The sequence below is a fragment of the Nodularia chucula CCY0103 genome, from assembly GCF_963923915.1.
Lineage (GTDB): Bacteria > Cyanobacteriota > Cyanobacteriia > Cyanobacteriales > Nostocaceae > Nodularia > Nodularia chucula.
This window is the reverse complement of record NZ_CAWUOL010000011.1, coordinates 1-14,840: the sequence shown is the minus strand read 5'-3', so window position 1 is coordinate 14,840 and position 14,840 is coordinate 1. Positions and strand designations below refer to the sequence as shown.

General features: G+C 41.9%; 12 protein-coding genes. 7 read left to right on the top strand and 5 right to left on the bottom strand.

What is annotated here, in order from left to right; genetic code table 11:
- Nucleotides 1–61: 61 nt before the first annotated feature.
- Nucleotides 62–1,153: a threonine synthase gene (gene thrC / locus ACM0OP_RS05525; protein WP_414527392.1), complete on the top strand. Its 1,092-nt coding sequence runs from the start codon at nucleotides 62–64 to the stop codon at nucleotides 1,151–1,153.
- A gap of 82 nt (nucleotides 1,154–1,235) precedes the next feature.
- Here thrC and ACM0OP_RS05520 read toward each other — a convergent pair whose 3' ends face one another.
- The gene (locus ACM0OP_RS05520; RefSeq protein WP_414527391.1) at nucleotides 1,236–1,709 is read right to left on the bottom strand and encodes a hypothetical protein; all 474 of its coding nucleotides are present in this window, start codon (nucleotides 1,707–1,709) and stop codon (nucleotides 1,236–1,238) included.
- A 238-nt stretch (nucleotides 1,710–1,947) separates the two neighbouring features.
- On the opposite strand from ACM0OP_RS05520, the gene radC reads away from it, so the two are divergent.
- The 3 genes from radC (at nucleotide 1,948) to ACM0OP_RS05505 (ending at nucleotide 3,591) form a co-directional block, all read left to right on the top strand.
- A complete protein-coding gene (gene radC, locus ACM0OP_RS05515) occupies nucleotides 1,948–2,679 on the top strand; it encodes a RadC family protein (RefSeq protein WP_414527390.1) in 732 nt (243 codons plus the stop codon).
- A 340-nt stretch (nucleotides 2,680–3,019) separates the two neighbouring features.
- On the top strand, nucleotides 3,020–3,277 hold the full coding sequence (locus tag ACM0OP_RS05510; RefSeq protein ID WP_414527389.1) for a hypothetical protein: 258 nt from the start codon (nucleotides 3,020–3,022) through the stop codon (nucleotides 3,275–3,277).
- Nucleotides 3,241–3,591 carry a hypothetical protein gene (locus tag ACM0OP_RS05505; RefSeq protein WP_414527388.1) on the top strand — a complete coding sequence of 117 codons (351 nt, stop codon included), beginning with the start codon at nucleotides 3,241–3,243 and terminating at the stop codon, nucleotides 3,589–3,591. The genes ACM0OP_RS05510 and ACM0OP_RS05505 overlap by 37 nt, the downstream gene beginning before the upstream one ends.
- A gap of 35 nt (nucleotides 3,592–3,626) precedes the next feature.
- On the opposite strand, the gene ACM0OP_RS05500 is transcribed toward ACM0OP_RS05505, so the two are convergent.
- From ACM0OP_RS05500 to ACM0OP_RS05490, 3 genes are all read right to left on the bottom strand, one after another.
- On the bottom strand, nucleotides 3,627–4,892 hold the full coding sequence (locus ACM0OP_RS05500; protein ID WP_414527387.1) for a hypothetical protein: 1,266 nt from the start codon (nucleotides 4,890–4,892) through the stop codon (nucleotides 3,627–3,629).
- Nucleotides 4,893–4,921: 29 nt separating this feature from the next.
- Nucleotides 4,922–8,389 carry a response regulator gene (locus ACM0OP_RS05495; protein ID WP_414527386.1) on the bottom strand — a complete coding sequence of 1,156 codons (3,468 nt, stop codon included), beginning with the start codon at nucleotides 8,387–8,389 and terminating at the stop codon, nucleotides 4,922–4,924.
- A gap of 861 nt (nucleotides 8,390–9,250) precedes the next feature.
- The gene (locus tag ACM0OP_RS05490) at nucleotides 9,251–10,492 is read right to left on the bottom strand and encodes a double zinc ribbon domain-containing protein (protein WP_414527385.1); all 1,242 of its coding nucleotides are present in this window, start codon (nucleotides 10,490–10,492) and stop codon (nucleotides 9,251–9,253) included.
- A gap of 310 nt (nucleotides 10,493–10,802) precedes the next feature.
- Between ACM0OP_RS05490 and ACM0OP_RS05485 the strand changes: the two genes are divergently transcribed.
- On the top strand, nucleotides 10,803–11,666 hold the full coding sequence (locus ACM0OP_RS05485; RefSeq protein WP_414527442.1) for a tetratricopeptide repeat protein: 864 nt from the start codon (nucleotides 10,803–10,805) through the stop codon (nucleotides 11,664–11,666).
- Between the two features lie 274 nt (nucleotides 11,667–11,940).
- Nucleotides 11,941–12,180 (top strand): hypothetical protein, encoded by a 240-nt coding sequence (locus ACM0OP_RS05480; protein WP_414527384.1) that lies wholly within the window; start codon nucleotides 11,941–11,943, stop codon nucleotides 12,178–12,180.
- A gap of 111 nt (nucleotides 12,181–12,291) precedes the next feature.
- Here ACM0OP_RS05480 and ACM0OP_RS05475 read toward each other — a convergent pair whose 3' ends face one another.
- A complete protein-coding gene (locus ACM0OP_RS05475; protein ID WP_414527383.1) occupies nucleotides 12,292–12,540 on the bottom strand; it encodes a hypothetical protein in 249 nt (82 codons plus the stop codon).
- A 166-nt stretch (nucleotides 12,541–12,706) separates the two neighbouring features.
- On the opposite strand from ACM0OP_RS05475, the gene ACM0OP_RS05470 reads away from it, so the two are divergent.
- Nucleotides 12,707–14,840: NACHT domain-containing protein (locus tag ACM0OP_RS05470; RefSeq protein ID WP_414527382.1), on the top strand; the 2,134-nt coding region annotated here is incomplete at its 3' end.

Sequence of the window (14,840 nt, the reverse complement as noted above, 5' to 3'; positions counted from 1 at the left end):
TTTCCTTTGCCAACGGAGCGCTAATTCATCCCCAATCCTTAGTTAAAAAGTTTTAAAGCCTGTGACTGTGAGTTTGTCTGTTGCTAAATCTTATCGCCAACCCTGGCCTGGACTGATAGAAGCCTATCGTGAATACTTGCCTGTGAGCGAAACAACGCCTGTTGTGACTTTATTAGAGGGAAATACTCCCTTGATTCCAGTGCCGGCGATCGCAGAACGCATTGGCAGACAAGTAAAGGTGTTTGTCAAATACGATGGTCTTAACCCTACTGGTAGCTTCAAAGACCGGGGTATGACTATGGCAATCACTAAGGCGAAAGAAGCTGGAGCGAAGGCGGTAATTTGTGCCAGTACAGGTAATACCTCGGCGGCGGCGGCGGCTTATGCTAAACGTGGCGGGATGAAACCTTTTGTGTTGATACCCGATGGTTATGTAGCCCTGGGTAAGTTAGCACAGGCTTTGTTATATGGTGCAGAAGTTTTAGCAATTAAAGGCAATTTTGACCGGGCGCTGGAAATTGTCCGGGAAATGGCAGAAAGCTATCCGATCACTTTAGTTAATTCCGTGAATCCTTACCGTTTGGAAGGTCAAAAAACCGGAGCTTTTGAAGTTGTGGATGCTTTGGGTAATGCCCCAGATTGGTTATGTATCCCCGTGGGTAATGCCGGAAATATCACAGCATATTGGATGGGCTTTTGTCAATACCATCAAGCCGGCAAGTGCGATCGCCTACCTCGAATGATGGGATTTCAAGCCGCAGGTGCAGCCCCCCTAGTGAATGGACAGCCAGTGTCCCATCCTGAAACCATCGCCACCGCTATTCGCATTGGCAACCCTGCAAGTTGGGATAAAGCGATCGCCGCCCAATCAGCGAGTCAAGGTAGCTTCAAAGCCGTTACAGACGAAGAAATTCTCGATGCTTACCGACTTTTAGCATCATCAGAAGGGATTTTCTGCGAACCCGCCAGCGCTGCATCTGTAGCCGGATTATTGCAAGTTAAAGACCAAGTACCCACAGGGGCGACAGTGGTATGTGTCCTCACAGGGAATGGTTTAAAAGACCCAGATACAGCTATTAAGCACAGTCACAGCCAATTTAAACAAGGTATTGATGCTGAATTGGGTGCAGTAGCCAAAGCAATGGGATTCTAACAAGGCGGAAGGGGCGTATTGCAATACGCCCGTACAAGAGCTTTTGAAGTTTTGATCGCCTAGTCAGTCTCAATTTTTCTTCCTACTTGCCAGTTGCACTATCTCGCTCTCGTGCCAAGCCATCAATAGCATCACCCAAGGCGGTGGTGAGGCTTTTTCGGGTTTGGGCGTGGTTTTCTTGCTCGGTTTTTAAGGCTTGCAAGAGGCGATCGCGTTCCTTGATAATTGCAATCAGTTGACGTTGTAATTCTTCTAAGGATTGGATCTGTTTAATTTCAGCTTCTGCAACGGTGCTGGCTTCTGCATCTGCAAGGACACCAGAATCTAATCCCTTGAGTTTATGGATCTCTGCTTTTAGGGATGTGATCGCCTGTTGAGCTAAATTGGCATCTGTGCGCCGTTGTTCGGCTTCGGTGTTATAAAGTTTACGCCATTTTTCAGCACTTGACCAAGCAGCATCACGATCAACTTGCTGTTCTGCTATCTTTTCTTTCAGAAACTGAATTTCAGTTAACCATTGTTGGGTTAAATCAGTGGTTTTATCAATACTTTCCATGCTGTTAATGCGTTTTTATAGCTGGGGAGTAGGGAGTAGGGAGTGGGGATTGGGGATTGGGGATTGGGGACTGGGGACTAGGAAGTTTTCCCCCCTGCACCCTGCACCCTGCACCCCGGCCTTTTCCCCCTGCACACCGTCAAAAATTAAAGATTGTTGCATTTGGGTATAAATTACCGAGTAAACAAGGGATAACTAAAGATAGTGCGATCTAAGTGACCATTATGTTAGTTATTCTATGACTTACTGTCTCAGAATTGCCGATATTCCCACAGATGAGCGACCCCGTGAGCGTTTAATGACCCACGGCCCGAAGATTTTAGCCACAGCAGAGTTAATTGCAATTCTCTTAGGCACTGGTCAAGGCCCTGGGAAACTTTCGGCTGTAGGCTTAGGACAGTACATACTACAAGAACTGAGTAAACACCAACGTGACCCCTTAGCAGTGCTGCGAGAAGTTACCCCGGCGGAATTAATGGAAATTCCTGGTATTGGCCCCGCTAAAGCCACAACCATCTTAGCCGCCATTGAATTAGGTAAACGTACCTTTCAATTTCGTCCCTCAGACAGCACACCCATTGATAACCCCATAGTAGCCGCCGCCGCACTTAGTCAAGATTTAATGTGGCAAACACAAGAACGGTTTGCAGTCTTGCTATTAGATGTCAAAAATCGCCTATTGGGAACCAAAATAATTACCATCGGTACAGCCACAGAAACCCTAGCCTCTCCCCGTGACATTTTTCGGGAAATCATTCGTCAAGGTGCAACAAGGGCAATTATTGCTCACAATCACCCATCCGGTAACGTAGAACCCAGCCCAGAAGATATAGAATTAACCCGTCAATTATTAGCGGGGGCGCAGTTATTAAGCATCCCCTTATTAGATCATTTAATTCTAGGTAACGGTAATCACCAAAGTTTACGTGAAATTTCAAATCTTTGGGATGAATACCCCCAAGGGGATTAGGGATTGGGGACTGGGGACTGGGTACTGGGTACTGGGGATTGGGGACTGGGGACTGGGTACTGGGGATTGGGGACTGGGTATTAAAAATCTTTCTTCCCACACTTCCCACACTTCCCACACTCCCCACACTCCCCACACTTCCCACACCTCCCACACTCTTCGCCTTGAGGGGGCGACAAAAATGGTGAAAGTATTACTTCCAGAGGGATTGAAGTAACAGACCCTCTCAAAAAAAACGGTTCTTATTGACAGAACTGTGTAGTTATTAGACAGCTAATTAAAAGGGACAGTTTGATGGTAAAAAAGAATGGTCTCGTCAAATTAACAAGACCAGAAATAAATGTTACCCTCATTCTATCAACCAATCCTATCCAAGTACCTCAGCAGTACACAATTAATTACTCTAAAAATGCTGGTATGGTTACTACAAAGTCAGAAACAAGTAAAAATAGAAAGATTGGCTGCTACTCTACCTTTACCAATACAACAAAATAGCCGTCGTCGTCACTTACAAAGATTTCTCAAATCGAAATATATGGTCAACGTTTTGGGATTGAGGCTATGTTTAAAGACTGTAAAACTGGTGGCTATAATCTAGAAGGTTCTCAAGCTTCTCCTGATAGGCTTGTCCGTCTGATTTTATTAATTGCTATAGCAATGACCTCTGCATGGTTACAAGGTCAAAAAACTCAATTTTCTAGACAACAATCTTATGTCTGTCGTCCAAGTGATTTGAAAAGAAACAGAAAAAGACATAGTGCTTTCTGGATAGGCTTATACGGATACAATTGGATAATTTCCCTGAATGGGTGTCAGGATTTGGTCTTGGAAATGATGGCTGCCGTTCGCAATAAGCAGGCATTTTATCAGCAGGGGGTGATGGCTATGATGCTTATACAACAGCCTCTTTAACTTCTTTGTCGCCCCCTCAACTCTTCGCCTTTTCTTTAATTGCTGCTCACAGGCTGAATGGAGATGCGGATAAACAAACTACTCACCTCTGGTTTTGTACCATCGTGATTATGTCCTGGCAAAAACCTATCATTAATAAATACATCATTGATAATCTGATTATACAAATCTCTTTGACTTTGGAGTCTTGCAGGTTCTATTTCTAATACTTGAGCTTGTTCAAAATTGCCATTATTATCAATAATTAAACTAGCTAATACCTGGGCAGGTTCAACTACAGAATTACCAGTAAGATAGCTTAACTCTAAGGTTTTAGTATTACTTCCTTTATGTGTAGCTATCACATCAGGTAGACCGTCTCTTCTTAATCTCCCCTGTTGAATTAGTTGATCTATTTCAGGTTGATTTATGGGAGTAAATGTCACTATTACACCTGATTGGGCTGGGGTGTTTGCAGTTTCCTCTGTGGGTGCAGGTGCGATGGGATTATCTGGAGTATTTGCAGTTGACCCTGTGGGTGCAGGTGCGGTGGGATTATCTAGAGTGTTTGCAGTTGACCCTGTGGGTGCAGGTGCGATGGGATTATCTGGGGTGTTTGCAGTTGACCCTGTAGGGATATTTTCCTCATCCTCAAAATTTGCAGTTTGACCTTGTTCACTTTCGGGAACTGTGGGTAATTCTGGGGGAATAGATGGAATATCTGAGGGTAGCGCCTGTCCTTGTCCTAGTACAACTTCCTCCCGACGATTCCAAGGAAGATCACCCATTGGAGGTGTTGGTGTTGAAGTGGGTGGTGGTGGCGGTGTCGGTGTTGGTGTTGGTGGGGAAACTTGTTTCTCAGGAAGGACTGGAGTATTAACTTGATTTGTTGCTGTTCTACTTTCACTGACAATACTAGCTGGAGAATTTATCGCCTGAGTATTCTGATTGCTGGGTGTAGTGGGGGGAATAAAACTTTCTGGTGCAGGATCTGGTGCAGACTCTTGAGGAGGAATTGCAGATTTTGGTACTGTTTCTGGTTCTGAGTTAGATTCTTCTGCTAACTCTTCTGGGGGAGAAAGTTCAATAAATTCAATGGGGACAAATGTTTCGTTTTGCTGAGGAAACCAGGGTGTAAAGACCTGAGTTGAACGCATAAACCAGAAAACTAGTAAATGTAAGGAAAATGAACCTATGGCGATCGCCACCCATAACCCAGGTGTATCACTATGTCGTCTGCGTTCATTGGCTGGAATGGGCTTTTTGTCAGTAACCGATGATGTCATAATTAAAGCCAAAGATGATTCGCCAATTTTGCTCATTGGTCATGCAGCAAAATCCACTTCCTATCTTAACGATTAGCCATGATTTCTGGTCTGACAGCAAAGGTAAGAACTGTCTCATCAATTCCCTTCAGTTGTAATGGACTACCCTTAGTAATTTCATCATCCTGTAAATAATCAGCCACAGCCGCAGAAACCAGAATAGTACCGGGAACCGCCGCAGCCTGTAACCTAGCAGCAATATTCACACTGGGGCCAATAGCTGTATAGTCGGCACGTTCAGCGCTACCAAACATCCCCACCACCGCCGTTCCTTGGTGGATACCACAGCGAAACTGTACGCCGCCATAACCATGATTTTCAAATATGCCCTGCTCTTGCCATTGCTGGTTTAATTTAGCTAGTGAAGATTGCATTGCTCTAGCTGTACTGATAGCTCGGCGTACTTGCTCATTAGGGGTGAGTTCTTCCGGCGCTCCGTATAAAGCTAAAATGGCATCTCCCATAAATTTATCTACAGTCCCGCCATTCTCAAACACAACCTTGGTCATGCTTTCTAAATATTGATTGAGCAACTCTGCAACTCTGCGGGATCTGAGGGTATTTGCTAGTTGAGTAAAACCCACTATGTCACTAAATAAAACTGTGATCAAACGGGGTTCTGGGCGCAAATCTAAGGTTAAAGTTCCTGCTGCTGCTTTTTTCACCAACACAGCTGGTAAAAATCGTTTTAGTACCGATTCTGTGAGATAAGTATTTAATTCTACAACCCGGCGTTCATTTGCTTTCAAGGCTAAGAGATTTTTCACTTCTGCTAACAGTTCCCGGTCATTAAATGGTTTTGCTAAATAAGCATCTGCACCATGTTCTGTACTTTCAATGCGGGTTTCTTCATCTACTTTGGCTGTGAGTAAAATGATCGGTGTGCCTTTGACATTATCCTCATTGCGGATCATCCCAATCATTTCTAAACCTGTCACCATCGGCATCATTAAATCAGTAATAATTAAGCTCGGTGCAACTTGTTGAGTTTTAGTGAATCCTTCATAACCGTTACGAGCTGTTTGTACTTTATAACCATTGCGGCGCAGTATATCAGATACATAGGTTCGTAAATCGGGATTATCATCTACAACTAAAATATAGTGTTGAGTAGGACTATAATTATTTTTGTCTGCACCAACAAGTTCTAAATCGTTTGTGACAGTATCAGATGATATATTTTCTGTAATATTTTCAATATTATCTGTAGATAATTCGACTATTTCTAAATCAGCCAATTCCACACTGGCGCGATTTCTATTCAATTCGGTTGGGGTTTCTATGACTTGTTCTTTGGGTAAGTGAGAATTGCCATTCAGTAGCCAGAGGGTAAAGGTTGTACCTTGTCCATGATCTGAGTCTACTGTCACCTTACCGCCGTGCATTTCTACTAATTCTTTAACTAAAGCCAGACCCAAGCCGCTACCTTCATGAGAACGGTTTTCTGACCCTTCAGCTTGGCGGAAGCGTTGAAAGAGTAGGGGAATTTGTGCGGAAAGAATACCAATTCCCGTATCTTGGACTTGCAATTTACACTGCTTCTCTTCGGATTGCAACGTGACTTTGATTGTGCCATCTTCAGGAGTGAATTTCATGGCATTTGATAGGAGGTTGTAAACCACTTTGTCAAATTTTTCCATGTCTAAGTAGACTGGAGGACATTCACTCATTTCAGTCACTAGTTGTAGTCGTTTCTTTTCGCAGTAGGGGCGGAAGGAATCTACAATTTGGGTGACAAATTCCACTAAGTTACAGGGACGGAAACTGGGCTGCATTCTGCCAGCATCTAACCTTTGCAAGTCTAGTAGTTGGTTGACTAGTCGTAATAGGCGGCGGGAGTTACGCAGGGCGATCGCACTTTGTTTATGGGATAATCCTTCCCCAGCAGCTACCGCAGATTCTAAAGGCCCTTGAATTAAGGTGATGGGAGTCCGAAATTCATGGGAGATGTTTTGGAAAAATTCGGTTTTTTGTTTGTCTAGTTGTAACAAGCGCTCGGCTTGCTCACGAGTTTTATGATACAAGCGTGACTGCTGCACTGCGATCGCGGCTTGGACTGCTACTGCTTGAGCCAGTTCAATCTCTGACTGTAACCACTGGCGGATTTTATTCCCTTCTCGCAAAGTAATACTACCAATACATTTACCATCAGCTAAGAGAGGAACCACCATCAGCGATCGCGCGGGCATTTTCCCCGGTAAATCAATCCCCTGAATAGCGGCAGTATAACCAGTCATATCACTAATAATCACTGGTTCCTGTGTCCGCAAAATTTCTTGCAGGATGGGAATATTTTGAATTAATGGTTCTGTTTCTGCTGATCCCGACTCAACCATCACATCACCATTGGAAGTAGAACAGCAATTTTCCTCACCTTGAGAACTATCATATAAACCCACACAATGAACCAACTGATCGTTTTCTCCCCACAAAGACAGCACACAGCCATCCACTTGCAGAGCTTGTCCCAATTGTTGAGTAATTGCCGCAAAGATATCTTCAGGGTTTAAACTAGAACGAATTGCCGTAGTAATTGTATTAATTAAAGCTTCTCTCTTAGCCAGAGCGCGTACCTGCTCATAAGCATAGGCTTGAGATAAAGCTAAAGCTGCTTGATCGACCACCATCGATACTAGTTGCACTTCATCATTTTGCCACAACCGGGATTGAGAACACTGGTGTAGCGCCAAAACTGCCATCAATTCCTGCTGACAAATCAGAGGCACAACTAAACTAGAATAAATATTTGCTGTTGTAAACGCCTTGGCTCGTTGAAGTAACTCAGGTGTTTCTCCCTGAATCCGCTCATCACCGGCGACATCATAAATTATTTGAACTTCACGAGTTTCCCAAACAGTTTCCGCCAAAATCGATGAAGAGGATGATTCTGCAACTTTTTCATAAATGAATCTTTCATCCATCAACTCCCCATCTTGAAAGGGACGTAATAGACAAACATCCACCTCCAACATATGCCCCACACTATCAACAATTGTGTGTAAAATTTGCCGATAGTCTAAAGCGCTGCGAATAGTATTTGTCACTGTGTTCAGCAGTGATTCCTGGCGGAGAGTGCGCGTCAGTTCACGAGTCCGGGCTTTCAACACATTGTGAGTATCTAAAGCCTGACGAACTACCGCCTTCAGTTTTTCTGATTCCCAAGGTTTAGTGACATATTTAAAGACCTTACCAGCGTTAATCGCTTCCACCAGGTCTTCCACATCAGTGTAACCAGTTAAAATAATCCGAATTGTATCGGGATATTGAGTTGCTGTGACGCTCAAAAATTCCGTACCGCTCATGATCGGCATTCGTTGATCGGAGATGATCACTGACACCTCTCCTTCTTGCGCTAACAGTTCCAGTGCCGCAGGCCCAGATATTGCTCGCAGCACCTGATAATCACGGTAAAAGGTGCGGTATAGCAAGTCAAGGTTGTCGGGTTCATCGTCAACAACCAATATTTTAGGCTTACTGTTTATTTGAGATTTCATGCACTGCTTTCCTGCAGCAACGGCAGTCGGATAAAGAATAATATCATCGAGTGGGAGAGTTTCTGTTGCAGTTAACAGCAGAGGATTCTAAATCTATCAGGGGTAAGTAGCTGGTTACATGAGTGCTGAGTAATAAAATATTGACTCATATAGTTAAGTTTTCCCATTCCAGTAGTTGCAATAACGCTTATAGGTAAACTTTATTTATATTTGGCATGATTCAGCCACTAATGTCACCACAATTCAGATTTAGGAGACAGGTAGACTATGACACACATTATTTCCCACAAGTATATGGGAATTTTTACTAGATTGGGGTTGATACTTACCAGACCTGATTTATGCTGGACTGCTAGAGATCGCTCCTAGTGTGGAAATCAAAATCCTCCCTGCCTCTCTTATTCTCCAATGTTTCCTGATCAGATGATCACTCAGAATAAGTTCCCTGTCACCAGTAACATCCTTGACAATAAAGCCTAATTGTGTATTCACCATCCTACGAAAAATGATTATTTTGTAGTTTGTTAAATAATACAACGTTAATGATTAAACTTTAATAGTCAGCAATCTAGCTTTGACTATATTTTCATGTAAATTAGCTTACATGATCTCACATTCCTTACCAAAATTAAATCACAAAATAGGTAAGCTCAGGCTTTCTTTACACCCTTACAGGTTTTATAGGACTCCTATCTGATTTTTGATAGCTTGCGTGGCGTAGCCATACAATCTCGGTGTAACACAAAAAGGTTATTCCCCACTCCCCACTCCCCACTCCCTACTCCCTACCTACGCAAATAAATTCAGAAATCAAATCGGATTACTATATATTCGTTTTTGTCCTAACCACCTTAGCTGTTGCTATATGTCCGGTGTCACATCCTGTGCAGTACCACAGTGATGACAGTATGATAAATACTTATAAGTCAGAGTATGACAGCTTGGACATTCAATGTATTGATAAGAACCACAATGGGGACAGTATGTATCATGTGGGCGAATTTTTTTAGCACAGTTAGTGCAGCGTGAATTTTGCACTCTCCTCACAGCTTGAGCTTTAGTATTTAAAATTACTTTTTGAAACAGCTGAATAATAGCAAAACCCAGCACCGGAATCAGCAAGATATAAATGTAACTGATGAGGAAGAGCAAACCACCCAGAAGGGTATTGAAGATATCAACCAGAAACGAAAATAATACCCCAAATTGTAGAAATTCAAAGACTTTCAGCAGCAGGGGTATACAAAATATCACCAGCAAATGCCAGCTAATCAGCGAAACCAGTCCATATTCTCGGCGTTGGGCAAAGTTATGTACAAATAACGCGATTAGAATCAGGGGGAGAAGAAACAGGGATTGGAAAGCAAATTGAATACTAGGATACCAAAATGATGCTTTTTGATAATTTGCAGCTAGGGGATTAAAGTTACTATCTGCTTGTAGAAAATCTAAAAAATTAATACTTTCTGGTGTGGCGACTAATTTCTTTTTTAAATTAGCAATTTCCTGTTTCAGGGTAGAAATTTTCTGGTTATTTTGGTCTAACTCTTGTTTAGCTTTTTCCGCACCAACTGTATTAATTGATTGACCGGGAGATTGCCCAGCAATTTTGTCTAAAAGTGTGGAATCATATTGAGAGCGAATACTCTGATTTTTTTGTTCAAACTGACTAACTTCCCTTTCTTTCTGCTCAATATTTTGTAAAATTTGACTGTTTTGGGGAATGTTAATCTGGTCTTGATACTGGGCATACTGTAAACAAGTTTCAGAAACTTCACCCAATTGTCTATCTTCTACTTCTTTGTAAGATTCTTGCCGAGTGCGAAAAGCATCAACTATAAACAATGAATTATGGATAATTTCATAGTCTTTATCCGCAGTTGTGCTTTTTCTATAATTGTCCCATTCAGAATAACATGGATAAGCCTGTTGTGGGCTAATATGCCATCTACTAATATCATTTAATCCAGTGAAAACATTGATTAATATAAAAATATCAATCACAATAATCACGAATAAACTAGCTTTATTTAGAGGCTCATTATTAACTTTTCTAGATTTTCTAAAGAATTGATTCCAGAAACGGCGAATTTTACTGAACATATTAGGTTTTCAATAGATGACGAATGAATGTGTATAATTCCCAGAATGGCATATTTTGAGCATAAAATAGAAACTAAATGCTGAAAATACCCATCTCCTAATCTGATAAAATAATTATGCAAGTATGGCTCTGCACCTTGAATAACAAGCTATAGAAGTCAGTTAATTCTTGCATTATTCATGGATGACGTAACTAGGTAGAAAAAGTTCACACAAATACGGGAAAATGCTTTTTTCCTGGTATGAGGAATTAATCCAGAGGGTAAAAACGGTGTTAAGATATAATACGTTTGCCATATTTAGTTTGGTAATGATTGGTGAAAGTCTGATTTTGCCATCACCCAGTTACCCAAGTTCTTTAGTGGCACAATATAGTTTACCAATATCTACAAGTTGGTTAAACCAAGGTTTAGAAGCGATTCAGGCGGGAAGGTTAGAAGATGCGATCGCCGCTTTTCAACAAGCAATTCAATTAGATCCTAATTTAGCCCCAGCCCATTATAATTTAGGTTTAGCCCTGCGCCAAACAGGACAATTAAAGCCGGCGGCTGATGCTTTTTATCAAGCAACTCAAGCTGATCCAAAATTTGCCCTAGCCTTTGCTAATTTAGGTGGAGCCTTGTTAGAAGGAAATAATTTCCAGCAAGCCAGTGATTACTTAGAAAGAGCTTTAGAACTTGACCCCAGGCTGGGTGTGGCTCACTATAACTTAGGTTTAGTCCGACAACAGCAACGAGATTGGGATCGTGCGATCGCATCTTTGAGAAAAGCGATGCAATATAGTAGAAATGCCCCTGAACCTGCTTATCATTTAGGAATTTGTTACCTCCAACAAGGTAAAATCAATCAAGCTAGAGATTCTTTTAACCAAGCAATTAAAATTAATCCCAACTATGCCGAAGCTCACTATAAACTAGGGACAATTTGGTTTAATCAAGGTAAATTAACAGAAGCATTAGCTGCTTTTAGAAAATCCGCCGAAGCTAATCCTAATTATGCTCATGCTTATTACGGTGCAGGTTTAGTGTTTATGCAGCAGCAGCAGTATGGACAAGCAACGCAAGTATTACAATCTGCCAGAGATTTATACAATGCTGAAGGTAATCTGCAATGGGCTAATAATGCTGCACAATTATGGCAACAAGCGCAAAATTTAAATTCTCAACGTCGCTGAAGTGCGATCAACTTAGAGTAATATCATGTCCAGTTAATTAGTTACCATTAATCAGAATCATGTCACCCCACCCCCAACCCCTCCCCGCAAGCGAGGAGGGGAGATCAATCAAAGGTTTGGTATAGTTAAGGTTTGCATAAGTATTCAAATGGACTTGATATAAAATACCGTAAACATACTCTCAAAGACGTATACTTTTCTAGGCTTTAAGAAAGATGAAAAACTGTTTGAGGTTGAGTAGAAATGAATTAGTAACCTCAAGGAAGATAAATATATGACTACAGGTAACGGACAATCGCCACAACCAATTAGCAACTTAGAGTATGACTTTATCACCGTGTTGCAAAATAAAGCTGAAGCTGTAAAAGCTTATGAAGGTTACATTAAAGATGCAGAGGAAATCAATTCTCAGCCCTGTGTAGAACTATTTCAAAAATTACGCAACTCGGAAATTGAGCAAGCCCAAGAAATTCGCCACCATCTGCAACAAGTAATGCAGCACGGTAAGATGTGAGCAAACGTTAACGAGTAGGACTTTTATGATGCTGCGTCGGGTTGGGCTATGTTTAACCCAACCTATTTTTATAATTTTTGATCTAGCCCAGAGTTGCAGTTTGGCTGCGGGTTAAGATTGGTTAGATTTTAATTCTTTTAGTAATCCGGCGATCGCACCCAGTATAATGGCGACACTTAATGCGATCGCAAAAGGACTATTAGGGTGTTCCCGCAATACAGGTGTAATATCAACTTGGTATGGTGTATTACCAGAGCCAATTACTGAGATAGCTTGCTGAGACTTCATATTAAGTTCCTCTAATTCCATTTTCGCTGGTGCGGTTGGTTGTAGCTTCTGATTCACCATTGTCATTGTCATAACTCCGTTTCAAGTGGTTATGCTCCAAATTACTTTGAGTGAACAGTGCTACGCTGGACATTTAAGGACAGGACAGGGACAGAGATTAAATGACCTTTTCTGACCCTGATAAAATCAATCAATCTCCTAAAGTAAAAATATCCTCAACCGCGCCAATACATGAACTATGGGAGAAACACGGAACCGCAATAGTGTTCGAGTCAATGCAAAAGGAAAAGAGAAACTACAAGAGGCTAAAGCTGCGAAACGTAATTATGATGGTAAGCGTTTCACCTATTTAGAAATTGCGGAAAATGCCAACATTGGTGAAAAGACGGTTAAACGCTTTTTCGGTGGTAAAGAATATGTTGATTGGGAATCTGCTAGTGCGATCGCCACAGCCCTAGATTTAAAATTAACAGACTTAATCGATGAAATACCGACGACTCCGCCACCTGAAACTACAGCGACTCTCATAAACTGGCGCGAAGTATGTGACAAAATGCTGGAACCGCAGCGCCGGATAACCAGCAACCTTTTGATGCAAAATGAATCTGCCAAAAAAGAAAGAAAGCAGATTTATGTTCCCCTAGCACTGGTGGAAAGGAAGAAAACAGAGAAACGCCACAAAGAAGACTTTTCAGCAGATGCGGGAACACGTCTTTATGAACCGGAGTATGAAACCCAGCAGCGATTTGAACATGAAGCTTTTTTCAGTCAAATTCTAGAACTTGGCGAAGGTAAAACCAAAGGTAAGCAGATAGCAGTAATTGGAGAACCCGGTGCAGGGAAAACAACTCTACTGCAAAACATCGCTTTTTGGATATTAGACAAAGATTTAGGCTTACCAATCTGGATTTCTCTAGCAGACTTGGCGCGAAATGGCAATTTTACGGATATTCAAACATATATAGATCAAAGTTGGCTTCAGCAAGCAATTCTGCCCACAGAAATAACTCTAGAAATACGGGATGAGTTGACAAACCAAATTCAGCAAGGGCGAGTGTGGCTGCTGTTGGATGGGGTGGATGAAATATCCGCAGGTTCAGCGTCTCAACAGCCATTAGAAGAAATTTCTGATCAGTTAACTAGATGGGTAGGGCGTTCATCGCGGGTTGTGTTAACTTGTCGGCTGAATGTTTGGCAAGCAGATCGTAATGCCCTAGAAAGCTTTGAAACCTATCGCCTACTGGACTTTGACTATCCCCAACAAGTGCATCAGTTTATAGATAACTGGTTTGTGGAAGATATTGAAAAAGGAGAACGGTTAAAGACAGAATTAGACTCAACTGAACGGGTGCGCTTGCGAGACTTGGTGCAAACTCCCCTGCGGTTAACGGTGTTATGTAATATCTGGGAAAGTCAGGAGGGGAATTTACCAGAGACAAAAGCGGGACTGTATTCTCAGTGTGTGCAGCAGTTCTACACTTGGAAACAAAACCGTTTCCCCACCAGCAAAAAAGAACAACGAGAGTTAAACCAAGCTTTAGGAAGTTTAGCCCTGCGGGATATCAATGAAGGTAGTTCGCGGTTCCGATTGCGGGAAAGTTTTATCAGTGAGGAACTGGGATATCCAGATGATGAAACTTCCCTGTTTTTCAAAGCATTACAACTCGGCTGGCTGAATCATGTAGGGATTGCGGCTGAATCTCCCAGCCAAGAAAAGGTTTATGCCTTCTACCATGCGACCTTTGAGGAATATTTTGCAGCCTTAGCTGTTAAGGATTGGCATGATTTTCTGAATCACGTTCCTGAGAACCCAGAACAAGGAACCTATCACATATTTGAACCACAGTGGAAAGAGGTAATTTTGCTGTGGTTGGGACGAGAGGATATAAAAAAGCAGCAGAAAGAAGAATTTATTCAGGCGTTGATAGAATTTGAGGATGGGTGTACAATTCCTAACTGCAAAGGTTTTTATGAATACCGTGCCTATTTTCTAGCCGCAGCCGGAATTGCCGAGTTTAAAGATTGTGGTTTGGCAGATGCAATTGTGCAGCAAATTGTTACACGGGGTTTTAGTAATTACAATATTGCAGCACGGAATGCCAGGGCTGTACTGCTAGAAACAGATCGCAAAAAAGCAATCATTGCATTAGAGGACTTAATTCGTGATTCTCAAGATGAATCTACCCGTATGCAAGCGGCATCAATTTTAGGAAATATAGCACCCAATAATGCCACTGCTATTACTGCTTTAGTGGAGTTAATTCGTGATTCTCAAGATGAATCTACCCGTAAGCAAGCGGCATATACTTTAAGGGAAATAGCACCCAATAATGCCACTACTATCACTGCTTTAGAGGAGCTAATTCGTGGTT

Bases quoted from the DNA above. Each gene is read 5' to 3' on its own strand.
- ACM0OP_RS05475 (WP_414527383.1), bottom strand. From the start codon at position 12,540: ATGACAATGACAATGGTGAATCAGAAGCTACAACCAACCGCACCAGCG.
- radC (WP_414527390.1), top strand. From the start codon at position 1,948: ATGACTTACTGTCTCAGAATTGCCGATATTCCCACAGATGAGCGACCC.
- ACM0OP_RS05480 (WP_414527384.1), top strand. From the start codon at position 11,941: ATGACTACAGGTAACGGACAATCGCCACAACCAATTAGCAACTTAGAG.
- ACM0OP_RS05505 (WP_414527388.1), top strand. From the start codon at position 3,241: ATGTTTAAAGACTGTAAAACTGGTGGCTATAATCTAGAAGGTTCTCAA.
- ACM0OP_RS05485 (WP_414527442.1), top strand. From the start codon at position 10,803: ATGATTGGTGAAAGTCTGATTTTGCCATCACCCAGTTACCCAAGTTCT.
- ACM0OP_RS05510 (WP_414527389.1), top strand. From the start codon at position 3,020: ATGTTACCCTCATTCTATCAACCAATCCTATCCAAGTACCTCAGCAGT.
- ACM0OP_RS05490 (WP_414527385.1), bottom strand. From the start codon at position 10,492: ATGTTCAGTAAAATTCGCCGTTTCTGGAATCAATTCTTTAGAAAATCT.
- ACM0OP_RS05520 (WP_414527391.1), bottom strand. From the start codon at position 1,709: ATGGAAAGTATTGATAAAACCACTGATTTAACCCAACAATGGTTAACT.
- ACM0OP_RS05495 (WP_414527386.1), bottom strand. From the start codon at position 8,389: ATGAAATCTCAAATAAACAGTAAGCCTAAAATATTGGTTGTTGACGAT.
- ACM0OP_RS05500 (WP_414527387.1), bottom strand. From the start codon at position 4,892: ATGAGCAAAATTGGCGAATCATCTTTGGCTTTAATTATGACATCATCG.